Origin of the sequence: Paenibacillus mangrovi, assembly GCF_022898935.1 — a bacterium.
In the GTDB taxonomy this organism is placed as follows: Bacteria; Bacillota; Bacilli; order Paenibacillales; family Paenibacillaceae; genus Paenibacillus_AQ; species Paenibacillus_AQ mangrovi.
The window spans coordinates 77,313-98,646 of the sequence record NZ_JALIRP010000005.1 but is presented as its reverse complement, the minus strand read 5'-3'; the positions used below and the strand labels follow the sequence as shown (position 1 = coordinate 98,646).

At 46.4% G+C, this 21,334-nt stretch carries 20 protein-coding genes; 18 read left to right on the top strand and 2 right to left on the bottom strand.

Features of this window, described 5'->3' with window-relative positions; genetic code table 11:
* Window positions 1–7 precede the first annotated feature (7 nt).
* The 6 genes from argJ to argH all read left to right on the top strand — a co-directional run bounded on the left by argJ (window position 8) and on the right by argH (window position 7,435).
* Window positions 8–1,234 (top strand): bifunctional glutamate N-acetyltransferase/amino-acid acetyltransferase ArgJ, encoded by a 1,227-nt coding sequence (argJ, locus tag MUG84_RS13470; RefSeq protein ID WP_244725566.1) that lies wholly within the window; start codon window positions 8–10, stop codon window positions 1,232–1,234.
* A gap of 91 nt (window positions 1,235–1,325) precedes the next feature.
* Complete coding sequence (argB, locus tag MUG84_RS13465; RefSeq protein WP_244726062.1) at window positions 1,326–2,093, top strand: acetylglutamate kinase; 768 nt, start codon at window positions 1,326–1,328, stop codon at window positions 2,091–2,093.
* Between the two features lie 40 nt (window positions 2,094–2,133).
* A complete protein-coding gene (locus tag MUG84_RS13460; protein ID WP_244725565.1) occupies window positions 2,134–3,333 on the top strand; it encodes an acetylornithine transaminase in 1,200 nt (399 codons plus the stop codon).
* 150 nt (window positions 3,334–3,483) lie between these two features.
* Window positions 3,484–4,440: an ornithine carbamoyltransferase gene (gene argF / locus MUG84_RS13455; protein WP_244725564.1), complete on the top strand. Its 957-nt coding sequence runs from the start codon at window positions 3,484–3,486 to the stop codon at window positions 4,438–4,440.
* Between the two features lie 245 nt (window positions 4,441–4,685).
* Window positions 4,686–5,918: an argininosuccinate synthase gene (locus MUG84_RS13450; RefSeq protein WP_244725563.1), complete on the top strand. Its 1,233-nt coding sequence runs from the start codon at window positions 4,686–4,688 to the stop codon at window positions 5,916–5,918.
* A gap of 113 nt (window positions 5,919–6,031) precedes the next feature.
* A complete protein-coding gene (argH, locus tag MUG84_RS13445; protein ID WP_244725562.1) occupies window positions 6,032–7,435 on the top strand; it encodes an argininosuccinate lyase in 1,404 nt (467 codons plus the stop codon).
* A 226-nt stretch (window positions 7,436–7,661) separates the two neighbouring features.
* Here the strand turns inward: argH and MUG84_RS13440 are convergent, their stop codons facing one another.
* Entirely contained in the window at window positions 7,662–8,660 is a 999-nt protein-coding gene (locus MUG84_RS13440) for a ketoacyl-ACP synthase III (protein ID WP_244725561.1), read from the bottom strand.
* A gap of 383 nt (window positions 8,661–9,043) precedes the next feature.
* On the opposite strand from MUG84_RS13440, the gene MUG84_RS13435 reads away from it, so the two are divergent.
* The 12 genes from MUG84_RS13435 (at window position 9,044) to MUG84_RS13390 (ending at window position 20,198) form a co-directional block, all read left to right on the top strand.
* Complete coding sequence (locus MUG84_RS13435) at window positions 9,044–9,241, top strand: hypothetical protein (protein WP_244725560.1); 198 nt, start codon at window positions 9,044–9,046, stop codon at window positions 9,239–9,241.
* 91 nt (window positions 9,242–9,332) lie between these two features.
* Window positions 9,333–13,928 carry an RHS repeat-associated core domain-containing protein gene (locus MUG84_RS13430; RefSeq protein ID WP_244725559.1) on the top strand — a complete coding sequence of 1,532 codons (4,596 nt, stop codon included), beginning with the start codon at window positions 9,333–9,335 and terminating at the stop codon, window positions 13,926–13,928.
* 19 nt (window positions 13,929–13,947) lie between these two features.
* Entirely contained in the window at window positions 13,948–14,187 is a 240-nt protein-coding gene (locus MUG84_RS13425; protein ID WP_244725558.1) for a hypothetical protein, read from the top strand.
* Window positions 14,188–14,343: 156 nt separating this feature from the next.
* Complete coding sequence (locus MUG84_RS27320; RefSeq protein WP_280521318.1) at window positions 14,344–14,466, top strand: hypothetical protein; 123 nt, start codon at window positions 14,344–14,346, stop codon at window positions 14,464–14,466.
* A 431-nt stretch (window positions 14,467–14,897) separates the two neighbouring features.
* Window positions 14,898–15,278 (top strand): hypothetical protein, encoded by a 381-nt coding sequence (locus MUG84_RS13420; protein WP_244725557.1) that lies wholly within the window; start codon window positions 14,898–14,900, stop codon window positions 15,276–15,278.
* A gap of 134 nt (window positions 15,279–15,412) precedes the next feature.
* Window positions 15,413–15,868, top strand: a complete 456-nt coding sequence (locus tag MUG84_RS13415) for an SMI1/KNR4 family protein (protein ID WP_244725556.1) — start codon at window positions 15,413–15,415, stop codon at window positions 15,866–15,868.
* A complete protein-coding gene (locus tag MUG84_RS27315) occupies window positions 15,861–16,145 on the top strand; it encodes a CbrC family protein (RefSeq protein WP_280521317.1) in 285 nt (94 codons plus the stop codon). The genes MUG84_RS13415 and MUG84_RS27315 overlap by 8 nt, the downstream gene beginning before the upstream one ends.
* Window positions 16,118–16,528 carry a CbrC family protein gene (locus tag MUG84_RS27310; RefSeq protein ID WP_342346120.1) on the top strand — a complete coding sequence of 137 codons (411 nt, stop codon included), beginning with the start codon at window positions 16,118–16,120 and terminating at the stop codon, window positions 16,526–16,528. Before MUG84_RS27315 ends, MUG84_RS27310 begins: the two co-directional genes overlap by 28 nt.
* Before the next feature lie 136 nt (window positions 16,529–16,664).
* Window positions 16,665–17,414: a phytanoyl-CoA dioxygenase family protein gene (locus tag MUG84_RS13405; RefSeq protein WP_244725555.1), complete on the top strand. Its 750-nt coding sequence runs from the start codon at window positions 16,665–16,667 to the stop codon at window positions 17,412–17,414.
* Between the two features lie 200 nt (window positions 17,415–17,614).
* Window positions 17,615–18,523, top strand: a complete 909-nt coding sequence (locus tag MUG84_RS13400; RefSeq protein ID WP_244725554.1) for a sugar phosphate isomerase/epimerase family protein — start codon at window positions 17,615–17,617, stop codon at window positions 18,521–18,523.
* A 43-nt stretch (window positions 18,524–18,566) separates the two neighbouring features.
* Entirely contained in the window at window positions 18,567–19,367 is an 801-nt protein-coding gene (locus tag MUG84_RS13395; protein ID WP_244725553.1) for an AraC family transcriptional regulator, read from the top strand.
* Window positions 19,368–19,388: 21 nt separating this feature from the next.
* Window positions 19,389–20,198 carry a phytanoyl-CoA dioxygenase family protein gene (locus MUG84_RS13390; RefSeq protein ID WP_244725552.1) on the top strand — a complete coding sequence of 270 codons (810 nt, stop codon included), beginning with the start codon at window positions 19,389–19,391 and terminating at the stop codon, window positions 20,196–20,198.
* A gap of 76 nt (window positions 20,199–20,274) precedes the next feature.
* Here the strand turns inward: MUG84_RS13390 and MUG84_RS13385 are convergent, their stop codons facing one another.
* Complete coding sequence (locus MUG84_RS13385; protein ID WP_244725551.1) at window positions 20,275–21,195, bottom strand: AraC family transcriptional regulator; 921 nt, start codon at window positions 21,193–21,195, stop codon at window positions 20,275–20,277.
* Window positions 21,196–21,334: the final 139 nt, after the last annotated feature.

The following is a 21,334-nucleotide window of genomic DNA, read 5'->3' as shown; positions in this document are numbered from 1 at the left end:
CAACATTATGGGACAAGAAAAATATACCGTCGTACAAGGCGGTTCCATTATAACGCCAAAAGGCTTTTCCGCAGGTGGCTTGCACTGCGGTCTTAAGAAAACCGATCGCCATGATCTAGGCGCGATCTTGTGTGAAGTGCCGGCTGTAGCAGCGGCTGTATACACCACGAATGTGTTTCAGGCGGCACCGCTGAAGGTAACTCGCGAAAGTCTGCAGAGCGGCAGACTGCAGGCTGTAGTCGTGAATAGCGGCAATGCCAATGCCTGCACAGGGCAGCAGGGCGAAGCCGATGCCTATACCATGCGGGCGGAAGCAGCACGCCATCTGGGCGTTGCAGAGCAGGATGTAGCCGTTGCATCGACGGGCGTGATCGGCGAACTGCTCAAGATGGATCGTGTAACGGCTGGCATCGCCGGACTACCACAGCGGCTTACCAGTGAAGCTTCCGGTGCGGAGGACTTCTCACAGGCGATTCTCACAACGGATCTGGTGAAAAAGGAAGCCTGCGTCTCAGTTGAAGTGAATGGCAAAGGGATTACCATTGCCGGGGCAGCCAAGGGCTCGGGGATGATCCATCCGAACATGGCGACGATGCTTGCTTTTATGACAACGGACGCAGTGATCGAAGCGGACGCGCTGCAGCAGCTTTTGCGGCAGGCAACGGATGTAACTTTTAATATGATCACAGTCGATGGAGATACAAGCACCAATGACATGCTCATTACTATGGCGAGCGGCCTGGCAGGTAATGAAACGCTAACTCCATCCCATCCGGATTGGGCTAGTTTTGCAGCAGGATTCACCTATGTGTGCCAAGTGCTGGCTCAAGCGATTGCCCGTGACGGGGAAGGAGCAACCAAGCTCGTTGAGGTTAACGTAAATGGCGCAGTAAGCGACTTGTCCGCCCGTGCAATTGCCAAAACCATTATTGGTTCAAGCCTCGTGAAATCGGCAGTGTTCGGCGCTGATGCGAACTGGGGACGGATTATCGCAGCGGTTGGACGCGCTGGAGAGCCTGTGAATCCGGAAACCGTTGATATTCACATTGGAGATATTTCTGTTTTGGAAAGCTCGCGTCCAGTCGTATTCGATGAGGATGAAGCTTTGAAATATCTGAAAGGTGATACCATCCGCATTGTGATTGACCTCCATCACGGAGAAGGCCGAGCAACGGCTTGGGGCTGTGACCTCACGTATGATTATGTCCGCATTAATGCGGCATACCGGACGTAATAGAGCGGAAATGGGGGAGAGAGCAGTGAAGACATTGGATCACAAGGAACAGGATGCGGCTGCGAACCCATCGGGTGAGATCAGCTTTGTGATGAAGTGTGGCGGAAGCACGCTCGCGGCGCTGCCGGATTCTTTTTTTGAGGATTTGAAGCTGCTGCAGGCATCCGGCATTCAACCTGTGATCGTCCATGGCGGCGGACCGGCGATTTCCGAGAATCTGGAGAAGCTCGGGATCGAAACTGAATTTGTGAACGGTCTGCGCCGGACGACGGAAGCAGTGCTGGATGTAGTGGAAATGGTGCTTGCAGGCAGCATCAACAAGCAGATTGTGAGACGTATTCAGCAAAGCGGCGGCCTTGCGCTTGGGATTTCAGGCGTTGACGGGGCCTTGATTCAGGCTCAGCCTGTAGCGAATGCATCGGAGGTCGGCTGGGTCGGCGATGTGACGCATGTGCAGTCGGACATCATTCAAGGCATTACGGCCATGGGATACATACCTGTGATCGCTCCGGTTGGTGTGGATGCAAGCGGACAGCGATATAACATCAATGCCGATACGGCAGCAGGTGCGGTAGCTTCGCATCTCGGAACGGACCGGATGATCGTGGTTACGGATGTGCCGGGCATCATGAAAGAAATCGAGGGCGAGAAGCAGGTTCTACCGGTAGTGACGGTGCAGCAGATCGAGGACATGATCGCGAGCGGAGACATTTACGGCGGCATGATTCCCAAGGTAAAAGCAGCGGTTAGCTGCATACAGGGGGACGTGCAGGAAGTGGTTATCGTCAACGGCAGCGAACCGAAGGTTCTGAGCCGCGTACTGCATGGCGAAGAGATTGGGACTCGGATTGTGAGATAAGTATTTCAAATAAATAAATTCAATGACAGGAGTGATTACAATGAGCAATCCAGCAGGACAGTCCAGTTCGCTGTTCCCGACCTATGCGAGATATCCCATCAGCCTCGTTAAAGGGCAAGGAAGCTGGCTGTGGGACGACCAAGGCAACAAATACCTCGATTTCATGAGCGGCATTGCGGTTACCAATCTCGGGCACGCGCCGGAGAAGGTTAACGCGAAGTTGAAGGCCCAGCTTGATGAGCTGTGGCATGTGTCGAATCTGTTCCAAATTCCGAATCAAGAAAAGGCAGCCTCGCTTCTGACGGCGAACAGTTGTGCAGACGCCGTATTTTTCTGCAACAGCGGCGCCGAGGCGAATGAAGCCGCCATCAAGCTGGCCCGTCGTTATCATCAGAAGATTCAAAACAACGGGCGCTTCGAGATCATTACCTTTGTCCAATCCTTTCATGGACGGACGCTTGCAACACTGACGGCAACAGGCCAGGATAAAGTAAAGGACGGCTTCCTGCCGCTTCCTGCCGGCTTCAAAAGCGTTCCGCTTCATGATCTCGATGCTTTAAAAGCAGCCATTACCGATAATACGGCGGCAATTATGCTGGAGATGGTGCTTGCAGAAGGCGGCGTGCTTCCAGTCGAAGCTGACTTTGTTCATGCGATAGAGGAGCTGTGCAAGGAGAATGGTCTGCTGCTGATTATTGATGAAGTACAGACTGGCATGGGCCGAACGGGTAAACTGTTCGCGCATGAGCATTATGGCATCGAGCCGGACATTTTCACCCTGGCCAAAGGGATCGCCAGCGGGTTTCCGACCGGAGCGATGCTCGGCAAGGCTTTCCTGCGGGATGCATTCAGCGCGGGCAGCCATGGCTCGACCTTCGGCGGAACGCCAATTGCGACGGCTGCTATCATTGCCACCATGGAGACGATGCTGGAGGATCAGCTTCCACAGCGCGCGGCTGAGATGGGAGCTTATCTGAAAGAGCAATTGACAGAGAAGCTCGCGGGCATTCCGCATATTCAAGCGATTCGCGGCCTTGGACTTTTGGTCGGCATTGAGTGCGCTGAACCGGTGAGCGAGCTGGTGCTCGAAGGTCAAAAACGCGGCCTGCTGTTTATCACTGCAGGACCTAACGTGATTCGGCTGCTGCCGAACCTGTATGTAACCAAAGAAGAAATCGATCAAGCGGTAAGCATTATCGCCGATGTGATCCATGACCATACAGCTGTAAAGAAAGATTAAAATTACAGACATTAAATACACTAGGTTGATCATTTTAACCATTAATAATTAATCAAATAAATTAGGCGATAGTGCTCGGAATAACGATCCGTCACCGCAGCGTTCACTGTGCGAGATGGAAATCTAATGTGAAACAGGAGGGACACCCCCATGACCCAAACGGAACAGCTGCAGCATGTAAACCTAAAAGGCCGGGACTTGCTTGAACTGGACGACTACACCACGGAAGAGATTCAGTATTTGCTCGAATTGGCGATTGAACTGAAACGCAAGCAAAAAAACGGCGAGGTCTACCAGCCACTGAAAGGCAAAACGATCGGACTTATTTTCGAAAAATCCTCAACCCGTACGCGCGTATCCTTTGAGGTCGGAGCGTTCCAGCTTGGAGCGCATGCACTCTTTTTAAGCAAAAACGACATCCAGCTCGGACGCGGCGAAATTATCAGCGATACCGCCCAGGTGCTTTCCCGCTATCTCGACGGCATCATGATCCGCACATTCGGACATCACAACGTCGTTGACCTGGCCAAATACGCATCCGTACCGGTCATTAACGGACTCAGCGATCTGGCGCATCCGTGCCAGGTGCTGGCTGACTACCAAACGATCCTCGAGCACAAAGGTACGCTGAAAGGCCTCAAGCTGGCTTACATCGGCGACGGAAACAACATGGCGCATTCCCTCATGATCGGTGGAGCGAAGCTCGGCGTGCATGTATCGATTGCAAGTCCGGAAGGCTACGAGCCGGATCCCGAAGTGGTGAAGCAGAGCCGCGAGATTGCGAAGGAGACCCGAGCGGAAATCGTCGTGACGCACAGTCCGAAGGAAGCCGTGAAGGACGCCGACGCTATCTATACGGATGTATGGGCAAGCATGGGCTTTGAAGAGGAGCAAAAAATCCGCGAGACGGCATTCAAAGACTACCAAGTGGACGAAGAGCTGGTGAAGGGCGCCAAGAGCGATTACCTATTCATGCACTGCCTGCCTGCACACCGCGGGGAAGAAGTGAGCGCAGGCGTGATCGACGGCAAAAACTCGGTTATTTTCGATCAAGCTGAGAACCGTCTACACGCGCAGAAGGCTTTGATGGCTGCGTTGATAGGTTAAAAGGTCACCTATTTTGGCAGTACATGAGCTCATATCTAATTGGTGTATGATCAACCTCGCAGCAGCGGAGGGGACGGAATCGATCTGAAGAAGCGACAGCGGTCGCCTTTGTCGAGTCATTTTAACCTTTGATAATATAATCAGAAAATTAGGAGACAACAGCGATCGGAAGAACGATCCGTAACCGTAGCGGTCTCATTGCACAATTTCAAACTTAATATGCTTACAACGAAAGGAAGTTTACTATGGCAAAAGAAAAAATCGTGCTCGCGTACTCCGGCGGGCTGGACACATCTATTATTCTTAAATGGCTCAAAGAAACCTATGATGCGGAAATCATCGCTTTTACAGCGGATATCGGACAAAAGGAAGAGCTCGACGGGCTTGAAGAAAAAGCGCTGGCAACAGGCGCTTCCAAAGTGTATATCGACGATCTGCGCGATGAGTTCGCGAAGGACTTCATTTATCCAATGTTCCAGGCAGGCGCGTTGTATGAAGGCCAGTACCTGCTCGGTACCAGCATTGCGCGTCCGCTGATCGCTAAACGTATGGTGGAAATTGCCCGTGCCGAAGGCGCAACGGCGATTGCCCATGGGGCGACCGGCAAAGGGAATGACCAGGTTCGTTTCGAGCTGGGCGTAGCCGCACTGGCTCCGGATATCCAAGTGATCGCGCCATGGCGTCTTGAAGAATTCCGCAATGACTTCCCGGGTCGTGCTGAAATGATCGCTTTTGCCGAAAAACATGGCATTCCGGTTACCGCATCTGCTGCCAAGCCTTACTCCATGGACCGTAACCTGCTGCATATCAGCTATGAGAGCGGCGTGCTGGAGGATCCTTGGTTCGATGCAAGCGCACCAGAAAATAAAGAAATGTTCCTGCTGAGCAACTCCCCTGAGGATGCGCCGGATGAAGCGGAATACCTGGATCTTGAGTTCACCCAAGGCAACTGCGTGGCACTGAACGGCGAAAAGCTGAACCCGCTGCAAGTGATGGAAAAACTCAACGAGCTGGGCGGCAAACACGGCATTGGACGCGTCGACATGGTGGAAAACCGTTTTGTTGGCATGAAGAGCCGTGGTGTATATGAAACGCCAGGCGGAACGATTTTGTTCACAGCTCACCGCAAAATGGAATCCATCACGATGGACCGCGAAGTCATGAATCTGCGTGACAGCCTGATTACCCGCTACAGTACGCTCGTGTACAACGGTTTCTGGTTCGCACCAGAACGTCTGGCTGTGCAGGCACTCGTAACGGAAAGCCAAAAGAACGTGACGGGTACCGTCCGTGTGAAGCTGTACAAAGGCAACATTATCGCTGCAGGCGTGAAGAGTCCGGTCAGCTTGTACAATCCGGATATCGCGACAATGGAAGCCGATCCGACGCAAGCTTACGATCAGGGGGATGCAACGGGCTTTATCCGCCTGAACGCGCTCCGTCTTAAAGTAGGCACAGGTGTAGAACAGAACCAATAATCGTACTGTATCCATATATGAGTTAGGCTGCACATGGCAAGGCACTTGCGGCCGTTCCTTTTCTTAGGCGAGAAGGGACGGCCCTCTGCCGTATCAGAGAGGAGAGAACATAAATGAGTAAACTGTGGGGAGGGCGCTTTACGAAGCAGACCAACCATTTGGTGGACGAGTATACCGCATCGATCGGTTTTGACCAGGCGCTTGCCGAGGAAGACATTCAAGGGAGCCTTGCTCATGTGACTATGCTGGGCAAATGCGGGATTTTGCCACAGGAAGATGTGGAAACCATCAAAGCGGGCCTGAACAAGGTGCTGGATAAAATTCATAAAGGCGAGATCGAGTTCTCGGTATCGGATGAAGACATCCATATGAATGTTGAAAAGAACCTGATTGCCGAGATCGGTCCCGTTGGCGGCAAACTGCATACAGGACGCAGTCGTAACGACCAGGTGGCAACCGACATGCATTTGTACCTTCGCAAACGCGTGGTGGAGCTGTCGGGTATGCTGTATGAGCTGCAAAAATCGCTGGTGGTGCAAGCCAGAGACAATCTGGACACGATCGTTCCCGGATACACACATCTGCAGCGGGCGCAGCCGATTCTGTTCGCCCATCATTTGATGGCCTATGTATCGATGTTTCAGCGTGACATTGAGCGCCTGATGGATAGCTACAAACGCATCAACGTGCTTCCGCTGGGTGCGGGCGCGCTGGCTGGGACGACATTCCCGATTGACCGCCATTTTGTGGCGGAGCAGCTGCAGTTCGACCGCGTCTATGAAAACAGCCTCGACGCTGTCAGCGACCGCGACTTTATCCTGGAATTCCTGTCCCACGCTTCGATCATCATGATGCATCTTTCCCGTCTGTCAGAAGAGCTTGTGCTGTGGAGCAGCACTGAGTTCAACTTCATCGAGCTGGACGATGCGTTCTGTACTGGCAGCAGCATCATGCCGCAGAAGAAGAATCCGGACGTGCCGGAGCTGGTTCGCGGTAAAACAGGCCGCGTCTATGGCAATCTGATGGGGCTTCTCACCGTGCTGAAATCGCTGCCGCTTGCCTACAACAAAGATATGCAGGAAGACAAGGAAGGCATGTTTGACACCGTCGCGACGCTTGAAGGCGCGCTGCAGCTGTTCGCACCGATGATTGCCTCCATGAAGGTGAACAAATCGCGGATGCGCGAAGCTGTGAACAAAGACTTCTCCAATGCGACAGATATTGCCGACTTCCTTGTGGGCAAAGGTCTTCCGTTCCGTCAGGCGCATGAAGTCATCGGAAAAACGGTGCTCTACTGCATCCAGAACGGCAAATATCTGCTCGATCTGACGATGGATGAGTTCAAGCAGTTCTCTGATCTCTTCGACGATGCGATCTATCAAGTGCTGCAGCCGGAGACGGTGGTGAACGCTCGTAACGTCTATGGCGGTACGGCTACGGATCAGGTGGCGGATGCCATCAAGCGCAGCGAAGTGCTGATGAATATGACCGAGCAGTGGCTGGAAGAGCATCAATAATAATTTTCCGTTAAAATAGTCCGTATGATAAGACGTGAGCCGGCATTGGAATCTCTGATTCTACCGCCGTTAAAGCGAAGCCGCGATCGAAGTCATTCACCTAAAAAGAGCCGGTCTCTATGATTGCCATAGAGCCGGCTTTGCTGCAATAAGTCTGCCAATTTCATATTCATATCTTCCAGTTTGATCTTTTATTTCAGTTCTTCCTTATCCTCTGCTGTCGTTTTTACAGATCCGGTACGCCCCATTTTACGATCATGCCCGCATGGGTCAAACCGCCGCCAAAGCCATACAGCAGCAGGGTGTCTCCATGCTTCAATCTTCCTTCCTGCACCCCGAGACCCAGCGCCAGCGGGATGGAGGCCGCCGAAGTATTCCCCATATACTCTACGCTGTAGAGCGTGTCCTCAAGCGAAAATCCCGATTTCTCGCACATCGATTCAATCATTCTGAGGTTCGCGCTGTGGGGTACGAACCAGTCGATATCTTCGATTTTCATGTGGGTGCAGAGCAGCAGCTCTTTAATGCCTGCCGCGACCGTCCGCGTAGCCCATTTATACACTTCACGCCCGTTTTGAACCATGTACCCATTACCTTGCAGCGGGAGTCCATCCATCGATTTGGATATGCCGGAACGGTAGACATGCATTGCGCCGCTGCCGTCCGTACCTTGAATGGATGCCACGAATCCCGGATTCTCCTCGTCAGCCTCCACCAGTACGGCCCCGGCGCCATCGCCGAATAAAATGCAGGTTGTCCGATCCGTATAATCGGTTACTTTGGACAGAGTTTCTCCGCCCACTACCAGTACTTTACGATGCAGTCCCGAGCTGATCAGCCCGTTAGCCACATGCAATCCGTACGCGAATCCGGCGCAGGTTGCGTTCAAGTCAAAAGCCCCTGTGCATTGGATCTGGAAATGCTCCTGGATGAGGCAGGCAACGCTCGGAAAAGGGTAATCCGCAGTGGTAGTGGCCACAATGATCAGATCTACATCCTGAACGCTCTTGTCATAGGTTTGCATCAAATTCTCTACCGCTCGTATGCACAGATCGGAAGTGAATTCCTGTTCGCCGCTGATCCGCCGTTCTCTCATTCCGGTCCGCTGCACAATCCACTCATCATTCGTATCTACGAGCTTTTCTAGGTCCTCATTCGTCAATCTCCGTTCAGGCACGTACGTCCCAATTGCAGTTATTCTTGCTTTGGATGCTGTCGTGATCATTGTTCTCTCTCCTCCTCGTGGGTTATGGGATCGTTAACGAAATACTCATATCCGCAAATATAGTATCAAGTAATAGTACTTGGTACTAATTATATGCAATACCGGATCAGTTGCAACATTTTTTTGTACGGTGTCATAAATAATGAGGAATTTTTCGTGATTTAAAAATTCTCAGGCTATTTTTAGCTTGCTCAATTCAGTCCCCGTTTTTAATATTCGCCAAAGTTATCTCAGCTAAATGAATTAGTTGATCTGCCCTTCTCATATGAAACTTGACCAAAAGTCAATGATTTTACTAATGGAATATATTATTAATAGAAAAACATAGCCAACTTATGGTATAAATTTTCTTGCTGCAAAAAAGTATAAAAGGGGGAAACAATATGGAAAAGAAAAAGCGTACCTATAAAAAGGTACTCAGCGCAATTCTTGCCGTCTCATTATTTACCACTTCATCGTTTGGCCATACGGAGCTATGGGCTGCACAGGACGAAAGTAATGCTGCAACATCGTTTCAACAATCATCAAATGGCGCCTCTCACCAGAAAGTAAAGAAAGAAAAGAAAGAAAGAAATCAATGAATTACGAACGGAGAAATCAAAAACGTTCCTAAATGAAGATGGAACGTACACGACGCAAATCTCAGAAACTCCAATTCACTATAAGGATAAAGTGAAAAATCAGTGGCTGCCTATTGAGAACACACTTGAATCGAACAATCAGGAAGTTTTTAATAACGAGCATGCCTTTAAAGTATCTTTTGATAAGAAACAGAGTGCCAATAGTGACTTAATCGAGGTCAAAGAGGATGATTATTCTATTGGTCTTAACCCTGTACATGAAGGTACCTCCAAAAATGCAATGTCAGGAACTGCAACTAACGGAAATGTTTCAAATAATAAAATCACTTACAAAGGAATTTTCCCAGATTCAGAATTAACCTACTCGCTTGGGAACGATCGGGTTAAGGAAGAGATCAAGATCAACAAAAATCCAGTTGGGAATAAGGCTGTTTCATATTCTTTTTCATTAAATTTGAACAATTTGGATTATCGTCAAGAAACAGATGGATCCATTTCCCTCTTTAATCCAGAAACCGGTGATACAGAGTACAAAATTGATAAACCTTTCATGTATGACTCGTATAAACCAGAAGGATATGCTCAAGTCAACGGAGTGAACACGTATCCGGAAGAAGCATTATCTTATGATGTTCATTATGATTTGAAAAAGAAAAATGGCAAGCTATACATTGACGTGATTCCAAGTACAGAATGGTTGAATCAAACCAATCGGGTTTATCCTGTCATCATCGACCCTACTATTGTAAAATTTCAGCCTACGTATCAGCTTGCTGACACGAATATTAGAAGTGCCTTTCCGAAACAAACTGGGGCTACAGATACAACGTTAGGGGTAGGACTCTACAAAGATTCCACCAGCTCGAATGTCATTCGTTCCTTAATCCAGTTTGATACGACCTCAATTCCCAGAGGAGCCAAGGTATTAACCGCTGACTTAAATCTATGGCTGGCCGCTGTTTCCAATGATACCAATATTGATGTCACTTTACACGGGGTGAACACAGCTTGGACGGAATACTCGGCTTCTTGGATGTACGCCGATGCGACTAATCTCTGGGCAAAACAAGGTGGGGACTTTAATGCGTCTCAGGTTGCTACCACAACTTTAGGACCCTTAACTTCCCTTGCAGTCAATTACAAATGGTCCTTGCCATCCAACATGGTCGAGAAATGGATTAACGATTCCAGTACAAACAAAGGCCTGTTATTAAAGAGTAGTTCAGAAACTACGAACAGTTATAAAAAGTTCATTTCAGGCGATGATACCGCAAATAGTGCCTACTCGCCACTCCTTAGTGTTACGTACACATCGGCCAGCCGGTTAGGTTTGGAGGACTACTGGACGTATGAACCCCACCCAATTTCCAATGGAACGAGCTATACCAACCTTGGGACAGGGAATAATGTCATTCAGTTTACCGACTATTCCTTAGCTGGTCGTGGGAATGTATCCCTTGATTTTATCCGCACATATAACTCCAAGTCGAGTGAAGGGTCTCCTTTCGGATATGGCTGGTCGTATACCGGCTCGGAAACGATTATTGATGCCTATAAGACAGGTACGGCTATATTCACGGATGCGGATGGGACTTCGCATGAATTTCAATATAATTCGTCTTCCGGTACATATTCGTCATCACCAGGAGATTATTTGACCTTAAGTAAGCAGAAGGATTCCAACGGTGCGACAACAGGATATGAGCTTAAAGATAAAAATGGGTACATCAATCATTTTGATGTCGTATCTAATGATGACCAGGTGAGCATTACTAGGGCCATTATTAGTTATGAACAAGATCTGCACGGGAACAAAATTACTTATAAACATGCTACGAACGGCAATCTAACGGAGATCATCGATCCGTCCGGACGGACCATTACATTTACCTATGACGCGGGCGGTATGGTGGATTATGCTATGTTGGATGGTCGTAAAACAGACTATACGTATCAGAATGGAAAGCTCATTACGGTTGATCAATACAGCGATGATGGAACCTACAGCCGGACTCTGTTTGGTTATGGCGGGAATTATATTAAAACCATTTTTGACCCCAATAACCGATTAACTACGTACACATATGACCAAGAATATCTTTCTAAAGTTCAAGAACCTTCAGCTGACGGATCCGGTTCGGATCCATCGGAACGCCCGGCAACTACGTATCATTATGATATAAACCAGCATACCGCCGATGTCACCGACCCGAATGGAAATACAACATACTATACATTGAATTCCAATTATGTCGCGGAAACTATAAAGGATGCTGCAGGCGCAGTAACGAAATATACTCTGGATTCCAATTACAATGTAACTAAAATAACGAATCCGGATGGAACCTTTACACAGCAATCCTATGATGACAAAGGAAATGTACTAACTGAGACCGATGAATCCGGAAATCTAACGGAATATGTATATGATGGTCTAAGCCATGTGGTAAAAGAAACGGATCCTAATAAAAACATAACTACGTATACGTATACCGACAACGGAGATCTTGAGACAATGGTTGATCCTAAACAGCAGGTCACCACGTATGTATACGATAGTTACGGGAACTTAAAAACCGTTACCAACCCAGACCAATCTGTCGAAACCTACAGCTATGACGATAAAGGTAATGATATCAAGTCTGTTCGTGATGCTGCCGGAAACACCACTACCGTAATCACAGACTCTGTAGGTAACGTCCTAAGTGAAACAGATGGGAATGGAAATAAGACGAGCTATCAATATGACAAACTAAATCGTCTTCAACAAGTTACTGATGCAGCTGATAATGCAACGAAGTATATCTATGATTATTCCGGAAACCTTGTTCAATCCATAAATGCAAAGCAAAAAGCAACGAACTATTCCTATAACGGACTGAACCAGGTTACCAAGAAAACAGATCCACTTAGTAATATTACGGAAAACACCTATGATTCAAATGGAAACCTGACGCAAACAACCACACCTAATGGAAATATTATTTCCAACGCCTATACTTCATTGAATCAGCCCAAAACTATAACTGTGGGCGGCCAAGAAAAATGGGCATATCAGTATAATGACAACGGTGAATTGGTGAAGGTTAACAACGGAGTCCGGGCATTTACCTATAAAGATAACGGATTAGTTGCTTCTGAAACAGATCGCGGGAACACAAAGGGCTATTCATACAATGCAAATAGTCAGTTACAAGATTTCCTTTATACTGCCGGCACTACATCATCTAAGTTGCATTATGATTATTCGGAGTTAGATCAACTGATAAAGATTTCGAAAGACGATCGCAGCTTGGTGAACTATCAATATAATAAAGCCGGTAATCTAACCCAAGCAGAACATGCAAATGGTATCGTTACTAAAGCAGCGTATAATCAAGGAAATCAATTGGAGACTTACGGAGATTACTCCTCAGCTGGAACCCCTATCAGAGAGTATACTTATACCTATGATAGTAATGGGAATGTGAAAACCATAAAAACAGCGACAGGTAATACTTCGTATGATTATGATACGCGTAACCAACTGGAGCAGGAAACACTGCCTAATGGAACAAACATTCACTATTCGTATGATAGCGTAGGAAATAGAACTGAAAAGACAGTGACTTCGGGTGGTACACCAGTAACGACAAAGTATACCTATAATGATGGAAACCAACTGGTGGGAGTAGGTGACCAAGAATACAGCTACGATGCAGACGGTAACTTGGTCGATGATGGAAAATGGACATACACTTATGATGCATTTGATCAACTAATGGAGATAAAAGATAGTTCGGGCAAGTCCATATTCAAAGCAAGCTATGATGAACAGGGAAGACGGACCCAGGTCATAGCAGCTTCGGGAACAACGAATTATTTTTATGAAGGTAACCATGTAATTTATGAGACAGACGACAACAATCAAGTAATTACACAATATGTGTGGGATAATGATAACAATCCTGTTGCTATGATCCAAAACGGACAAACCTACTTTTATCACCTCAACAGTCATGGTGATGTTGTAAGTTTAACGGATTCCGCAGGTCAAGCGGTTGCCCACTACGAGTATGATGCTTGGGGAAATATTCTTGAACAAAACGGAACCATGGCTGAAAGCAATCCATATCGATATGCTGGGTACCGTTATGACCAAGCCTCAGGATTATACTACTTGATGGCTCGTTACTATAATCCGTCAAATGGAGTTTTTATATCACTTGATCCCGATCAAGGAAGCGATTTAGATAATCCGCTGAATCAAAATGGGTATAGTTACGCGCTGAATAATCCGGTTACATTAACCGACGAAGATGGTAATAATCCTTTTTTGGTTCTCGTCATTGTTATTGTAGTTAAAGTTGTTGCGAAACAAGTCGTTAAAGCAGTGGTTAAAAAGAGTGCAAAAAAAGCGATTGGAAAAACCTTGAAACGAGGAGTAACAACAACAGCAAAAAAAGTAAAAAAAATAGGACAAGTTACTGATAATAAGTTACCCGCCAAAAATCAAAAACCTTACTCTTATATGGACAGGGTTGATAGTAATAATAAATTGATACAAAGGCGATTCTATGATAGTAAAGGTAATGCTAAAAGGGATATAGACTACACCGATCATGGTAATCCTAAAGAACATCCAAAAGTGCCGCATACCCACGTATGGGATTGGACGAAGAATCCTCCAAGAAGCGGGTGGAAATAAAGAAGAAGGAGTGTTAATTTTGGAATATACCTATCAGGAGTTTATTGAGGATTTAAATATGGGACATGAAATAGAATTTCTTTTAGACTGTGAGAGATATTCTATTAGTTACAATAATAATGGATGGCATTTAACTAAATTCGGAAACGAGAAGTATTCAACCTATGGAAATGTTAATGATTTGTTAGATAATGCAAAGATTAACAATAAGTCCTTGCTAGAAATTTGGAATAGAATTAAAATTGATAGTATTTTTTAATAAAACAAAATAAACAAATTATAAGAAGTCGGTAGTTAATACTAACTGCTTCTCAGGCTGTCGAGAAAGTCTCGACAGCTCTTGTTTGTCTAATACTTTTAATGAGATACCGCGTTAATGATCACATGTGGGTATTCAACAGAGGAGGCCATTAAGATGGCTAAGGAAGCATTAAACTTATATCTGGAAGATAATGATAATGTATCGACTCCAAGTGATTTGAGTGATATTAAATTAAGTCCAACTGAAAAACTATATTTAACTGAGCCTGTTGATTAATAGGCTTTAGTAAAAATCAGAGTAAAAAGCTATCGATAAAGTTTAAAAAGAAGGATTAAGACTTTAAACTGGGGCTAATAAGGGTGCTCAACGATTGCCGTCGGTTCAGGTGATTCCTTCGAGATAGAGCCGTCTAAGAGACGCTACGCACCGCTGCGGGGGTACTCAGCGTGATAATTAGTGGGAAAATCGCCCTCAGCCAAGGCCCTTTAAGTTCCTGCCCCTCCCTTCCCCTCCCGCATGGGGCCTAAAAAGCTTCTGGGACTTATCAAGGATGGCATGAATACATCATGATCCGATTCGGTGCACTTCTCATCAAGTATTCATGCAAAATCAAAAGTACGATATACCCTGACTCCAAAGACTCTGCTGGTAATATAAAGGTTATTGAAATACTAACTGACCATAGATACTAAAGATGAGGTGATTCAATGACTATCAAGCATTTACTTTTAGAGTTATATTGCTCTCAAAATTCTATTGAAGATGAAGGTATGGAAGAAGCACCTTCTTATTGCAAAAATGGTTTTGGTGAGCCGGGCTATCATTGCTTTGAGAACAACTGTGAGCATCTTGGTTTTACTTATGCACCTCATGAAATTGCATATTCATCTGAATATGGTGAAGTACCTGATTCAGATGCATGGATTGGGTTTGGTGGTGAGATGATCCCATATGATGCCGATGAAGCAACCATCTCCAATTGTAAAAAAATATGGGAAGATATATGTCGTAATAAAATTGAAGAGTCTTACGATGAATATTTTAAGAGAACAGGAATAGAAAAAATAGATATTAGCCTTGAAGGTTGACTCCTCGAGGCTTTTCTTTACCCCTACGACGGTAGATCTAAAGATCCGTTCCAAGCCACAATTGATCTTGCAAAATCACTCGGTGGCGGTAAGAAGCCCTGAATATTAACAAAAAACATAAAAGGAAAGATTCTATGAAAGAGAAATCCAAAGAATTTTTAGCAAATTTCGAAGAGAACGGTCCCATTCCCGAAATATCAATAAAAAAGTTAGAGGAAGAAATCAACTTTATTCTACCCAGAGATTATTTTGATTTTATGTTGGGCTCTAATGGTGGCGAGGGTACAATTGGAGAGACATATCTAGCTTTGTGGAAGATAGAAGACTTGTTTGAATTAAACGAAGCTTATGGTGTTCAAGATTTTGCACCCGGCTTAATGATTATTGGTTCAGATGGTGGAGATACCGCTTATTGTATTGATAAAAGATATGATAACAAACCATTAATTTCAGTACCTTTTATAGGGATGGACTTAAATGAAGTTGAAATTTGCGGTAATAATTTTGAGGAGTTTCTTGAATATATAATCACAAATGGAACGAATTATAAAGGGGAGGATTTCAAAAATAAGGCGGATAGATATGTATAATCAAAAATTCAAGTATTTCGTGAATCCAGAAGCTAATGCAGAGTTTACTGAAGAGGTTTGTCAGTTCTGTGGAGCAACAAAAAATTGTTTAGAAGGTGAGTATTTTGACAGAGGTGATGAGGTAACATCTGTGTGCTTTGATTGTCTAATCGATGGGAAGATAGTAGTTAATATTCCTGAGTATCTTCAAAAAAAGTTATATTCGCACCTAAAAGATGTTTTTTCAAAAGAAAATGTCGATATAAATAAATATTCAAATCTATTATCGCCGATATAGAGCGAAATCCGCCAGTACCTTGGATACAGTTTAATGATTGGCCCGTATACAAAGGGGATTTTATGCAATATATTGGAGAATGGAGTCAGGAAGAATTTAATAATGCTTCCCCTGGGGGAAATGGGCAGGATTTTGTTCTGTCAATATTAAATGAAGAGACTAAAAGTAAGATTAATGACAATGATGTATTTTGGGAGGACATTGGGAATTACACTGCGGTTTTTGTTTTTAAGAGTATGGATGGTAACAAAATGTTGGAGTTGCTCAAAGCTACTAAAATTGGCCAAGCTCCTTCTTGGACATCAATATATGGAACTGAAGCTGGTACCTTAAAAGGATACCAGCTTTTTTGTACTGCAGACTTAGATTCTTCAGTGACATAAATCACAGATATCAATTACAGACACAAGGTTGATAATTAGAGGTATTGCCGAACCCCGGCAGCGTGAGTACAATGACATCAAGATTGAAACGCTTACCTTATGGTTGACTTTTGAAGAGCGAAAGGGGAAATTAAATATGAATGGTGTGCAAAGCGAGCTGCTGACTCCACTCTCTGAAGATCAAATTAAGCAGTATCATGAAGATGGTTATATATTGATCAAAAAAGGCTGCAGCGGCGATCTGATCGATGTTTTTAACAGACATATCTACGACATACGCAGCGGTCCTATGGAGGAGATGGCGGAATGGGCCCGCACGACGGAAAGAGCAAGATTCTCAACAAGGCTCTTTAATCCGCATAAGCATGACGGCTTTTCCCGTCAGATGATGAAGCTTCCAATAGTTCGGGGAGTGCTTGCGCAGCTGATGGGTCGGGAGGCGGCTGGCGTTCAGAGCATGTTTTTTTACAAGGAGCCGGGTTCCCATGGTCAGGCCGCGCATCAGGATTTTTATTATATCAAAAATGACCCGATGACGATGATTGCGGCATGGATCGCGATGGAAGAACGGGTAGACGAAGAAAACGGATGCCTGTGGGTTATTCCGGGTACGCATAAGCTGGGACTTTTACCGCACGGTAAGGTTAAAAACCTGGATGAGCACGAGCAATGGACGGATGAGACGGAAGGCGTGGATTTGTCCAAAGAGATTCCAGTGATCATGGAAAAAGGAGATATTCTGTTCTTCCACGAGCTGCTCATTCACTCCTCAAACCGGAACAGAAGCGTGGACCGCTGGCGCCGTTCCTATGTATGTCACTATATCCGGGAAGATGCCTCAATACCTGATCGGAAAGATTTGACAGTGAAATACCCGCTTGATTAACAAGAATTGCCTGGGTCTATGATCCGGGCTTATTACTTAAAAAGAAGCGAACGTAGCGAAGGGGACGGAATCGATCTGAAGAAAAAATGAGGAGACAACAGCGATCGGAAGAACGATCCGTAACCGTAGCGGCCACCTCGTTCAATATTAGGACAAATTTCAGTAATTGAGTCTATAGAATTTAGTTGGAGGCTGATATTATGCCAAGCTGGAATCGGATCCATACTGGAACATCATCTGATCCTAAACTCAGCCTGCAGCAGTCCTGGTGGGCAATGATCGGTATTGGTGAACAGGGGCAAGAATGGTCCATAGAGCAAAAATTCGAAAAAATCGCTGAGGCAGGGTATGACGGCATCGTGGGCTTTATCCCTTCACCTGATGAGGCTAAAATTTGGCGCAGTTTGCTCGAGCGTTACAATCTGACATTCGGCGCCTTATCTTTTCCTGCATGTCCGGAAGATCTGGCGAACACAATCAAAGCCGCAGAAGCATTTGGCCCGGTACAGTATATCAATTCCCAAGTGATGAATTCATTTGTTATTGATGAACAAGCTGTTGATTTGCTGAATGGGATTCTGGAGACATCACGCCGCTCGGGCATCCCTAATTTCATCGAGACGCACCGAGGCACGGTGACACAGGATTTGATCCGGACGGTCAGCTATGTTGAGGCTATTCCGGAGCTGCGTCTGACCATCGATTTGTCCCATTATGTTGTAGCCGGTGAAATGAATGGTGGATCCGACGAGGCGGAAGCATGCTTCCAGAAGCTGCTATCGCGGACTGGAGCTATTCATGCCCGTGTATCCAATGGTGAACAGGTGCAAATCGATGTCGGTCAAGACGGTGAACATCCAATGGTTGCTTCCTTTAAACGCTGGTGGACCTATGGTTTTAAGTCTTGGAAAGCTGGTGCCTGCCCGGGGGAACTGCTTCCTTTTGTAACAGAACTGGGGCCGCCCGGGTATGCGATTACGCGGAGAACGGATGGATCGGATGAAGAGATTTCAGACCGTTGGCAGCAGGCATTATTATTCAAACGGATAGCGGAACAGTTGTGGGCCGATGTATCGAATGAGGAAAGTCAGGAAACTCAGCTTCGATGAACAGGTCAATGAGGCGACTGCCGATGCTGGGGAGGGTCCGGATATGATCCCGTACAACCGAATAATATCCGCTTTTGCAGGCACGATTGTGTATCCGCCCAAAGGCCGGTATGGGCCAAGGATCCAGCAGGATGTTCAGCTGGTTTTACTTCACACCGGTGAAATGACGGTCGAGATCGACGGCAATCGGCTTGAGGTCAAGCCGGGATCGGTGGTTCTGCTTACTCCTGGTCATCATGAGCTTTTTACCTTCTCCGAGCATGCCGAGTCCTGGCATCGCTGGATTTCAGTCCGTGTGGACAAACCGGAGGAAGCTGATGAGTGGATGGGAGAAATGAAGTCTCTTCCGAGAATCCAGCCTATTTCCGAAGCGATGAACCGGATGACGGACCTAATGCTGTCGATCCAGTCTCGGGAAGGTGGAAACCAGGATGTACTGCGCAGCGTTGGGATGGCGGCAGTGCAGCTGTATGCTGATGAACTGAACAGAATCCGGAGCCTGGAACAAGTGCACTCGTCGGTAGTCAAAGTGAAGGAGCTCATACACGATTCATTTGCGGAAGAGCTGACTTTGAATCGTTTGGCAGAACACGGTAGTGTCTCTCCGGAGCATTTGGTGCGCTTGTTCCATCTACATGAAAATACGACGCCTGTCAAATATGTATGGAAGTACCGCGTCCTTCGTGCTCTGGAACTGCTTGGCAGCACCGGGCTTTCCATCGCGGAGATCTCGAGCCGTTGCGGTTTTAAGTCCACTTTTCACTTTGCCAGAATGGTTAAACAACAGACAGGCAAAACCCCCAGTGAAATGAGAACTTCTTATTGGAACGGATGGCAATCATGACCGTGTAAAGGAGTAAGGCGTATGACCTTGAGTGGAAAGGTGTTATCCCCGGAACAGCTGACAGCTTTTCAAACGGAAGGGTATCTGATTGTGAAGGGATTGTTCGAGCCGGAAGAGCTTGCCGACATCAAAAACATTTTTGAGATCATGAGCCAAACGAAGATTCCCGGACATTTTGAACCCGAGTTCGATTCGGTAACCGAGGACCCTTTGAAAAGATATCCTCGCGTAATGCATCCCCATCGGATCCATCCAACTGCCATGAAATATATGCTTCATAGGCCGGTGATGAATGTACTGGAGGATCTGTACGGAGAAGCTGCCCTGGCGGCGCAAAGCATGTATTACTACAAGCCTCCGGGATCAAGAGGACAGGCGCTTCACCAGGATAACTTTTACTTGAAGGTAGAGCCGGGGAACTGTATAGCGGCATGGACGGCGATAGATGCTGCCGATGAAGAAAATGGCTGTTTATTGGTCGTTCCTGAAACAAGTCGCAATGAAATCGTATGTCCGGACCTCGCCGATGAAAAAGAATCCTTCACTACCCACTACGTCAAGCCGCCTAAAGATAAGAAAGCCATACCCGCGGTAATGGATGAAGGCGATGTGCTTTTCTTTAACGGGAATATCATACATGGCTCATACCGCAATAAATCCAAGGACCGTTTCCGGCGTGCATTTATTTGCCATTACGCAAATGCCTCGGCAGCCCGCATCGGAACCTTTTATCGGCCGCTTTACGCTGCGGATGGATCTGAAGTCATGTTGGAGGCGAATCCGGATGGGGGACCTTGCGGGAACGAATTCGAAGCATTATACCCTCATTAATTAAAAATCTTTATTACAGCAAGGAAAGAGCTGGCATCGTCATCCGGTGTCGGCTTTTCTGCGTTGTATGGTTCATTTATTTAAAAATGTGTTTGCCAGAACGTCCCTCTGTAAACTGTGAACGTCTAAATTTGGCAGGGGATACGCCGATCTTCTTGGTGAAGATTCGGGTGAAATAGTGCACGGATTGGAAGCCGCACTGGTCAGCGATATCTTTAATGGAGTGTTCCCCTTCCAGCAGCAGATGTGAAGCAAATCGAACCCGCCGCTCCTGAACATAGTGAACGAAGGTTTGGTTTGTATGCTGTTGGAACAATCTCGTCAGGTGTCGTGAAGAAATATGAAGATGATTCGCGACGGTCATTAGGGTGAGTTCCTTGCTCAGGTTATCTTTTATAAACAGCTTTGCTTGCCGAAAAAGGATATTTTCATCATGGACGGCATCCGAAGGCTGATGAAAGGAAACCGCCGGACCCGGTCCATGCAGGTCCAGAATCGAAAGCAGCAGTGACGTAGAGCTGCATTTCAGCAATGAGGGCATGGCGGGCTTGGAATCCTGAAAGATGGATATTAACGCTTCCCAAAAATGACCCACAGGATGTGCATCCGCGCCAATGATGACCGTTTGGGCCTGCTCCAAGAGCTGGCGAAAGGCCTCGGTGTATACACTCCCGGTACGATCCTCATCCACTTCAAAAGCAACATACGCCAAGGTTAGTCCGGTACCGCTCCGTATTTGATGCCAAGTACCAGGCAAAGACAAAAAGGATGTCCCTTTACTGAGCGGATATTCCATACCGTTTTCAGTGTAGAGGCCGCTGCCTTCGAGCACATAACATGCTTCAAAGAACGAGTGGCGGTGCATGGAATTATCAAAATGGGTGGGCATGAAGCCCCAATATAGGATGGAAATAATCAGGTCATTTTCTTCAATTTTGGTTAGCTGACGGTTGCATATCTGGTTGGCACGGCGAAAGGCTGCTTCAATCAATGACATGGGTATCTCCTTTCATTCTCAAATCAGGAAGTTTATTTAGGTAGAGAAAAGAAGAGAGGCAAGAGATGTCCGTTTTTTACAAAAGGAAGACTCGTTCATGCAAAGACATCTGCAGGCTGTTCTAATACAATGTTACACA

Bases quoted from the DNA above. Each gene is read 5' to 3' on its own strand.
- MUG84_RS13405 (WP_244725555.1), top strand. From the start codon at position 16,665: ATGAATGGTGTGCAAAGCGAGCTGCTGACTCCACTCTCTGAAGATCAA.
- argF (WP_244725564.1), top strand. From the start codon at position 3,484: ATGACCCAAACGGAACAGCTGCAGCATGTAAACCTAAAAGGCCGGGAC.
- MUG84_RS13385 (WP_244725551.1), bottom strand. From the start codon at position 21,195: ATGTCATTGATTGAAGCAGCCTTTCGCCGTGCCAACCAGATATGCAAC.
- argJ (WP_244725566.1), top strand. From the start codon at position 8: ATGGGACAAGAAAAATATACCGTCGTACAAGGCGGTTCCATTATAACG.
- MUG84_RS13460 (WP_244725565.1), top strand. From the start codon at position 2,134: ATGAGCAATCCAGCAGGACAGTCCAGTTCGCTGTTCCCGACCTATGCG.
- argB (WP_244726062.1), top strand. From the start codon at position 1,326: ATGAAGTGTGGCGGAAGCACGCTCGCGGCGCTGCCGGATTCTTTTTTT.
- MUG84_RS13400 (WP_244725554.1), top strand. From the start codon at position 17,615: ATGCCAAGCTGGAATCGGATCCATACTGGAACATCATCTGATCCTAAA.
- MUG84_RS27315 (WP_280521317.1), top strand. From the start codon at position 15,861: ATGTATAATCAAAAATTCAAGTATTTCGTGAATCCAGAAGCTAATGCA.
- MUG84_RS13390 (WP_244725552.1), top strand. From the start codon at position 19,389: ATGACCTTGAGTGGAAAGGTGTTATCCCCGGAACAGCTGACAGCTTTT.
- MUG84_RS13415 (WP_244725556.1), top strand. From the start codon at position 15,413: ATGAAAGAGAAATCCAAAGAATTTTTAGCAAATTTCGAAGAGAACGGT.
- MUG84_RS13395 (WP_244725553.1), top strand. From the start codon at position 18,567: ATGATCCCGTACAACCGAATAATATCCGCTTTTGCAGGCACGATTGTG.
- MUG84_RS13450 (WP_244725563.1), top strand. From the start codon at position 4,686: ATGGCAAAAGAAAAAATCGTGCTCGCGTACTCCGGCGGGCTGGACACA.
- MUG84_RS13420 (WP_244725557.1), top strand. From the start codon at position 14,898: ATGACTATCAAGCATTTACTTTTAGAGTTATATTGCTCTCAAAATTCT.
- MUG84_RS27320 (WP_280521318.1), top strand. From the start codon at position 14,344: ATGGCTAAGGAAGCATTAAACTTATATCTGGAAGATAATGATAATGTA.
- MUG84_RS13440 (WP_244725561.1), bottom strand. From the start codon at position 8,660: ATGATCACGACAGCATCCAAAGCAAGAATAACTGCAATTGGGACGTAC.
- argH (WP_244725562.1), top strand. From the start codon at position 6,032: ATGAGTAAACTGTGGGGAGGGCGCTTTACGAAGCAGACCAACCATTTG.
- MUG84_RS13435 (WP_244725560.1), top strand. From the start codon at position 9,044: ATGGAAAAGAAAAAGCGTACCTATAAAAAGGTACTCAGCGCAATTCTT.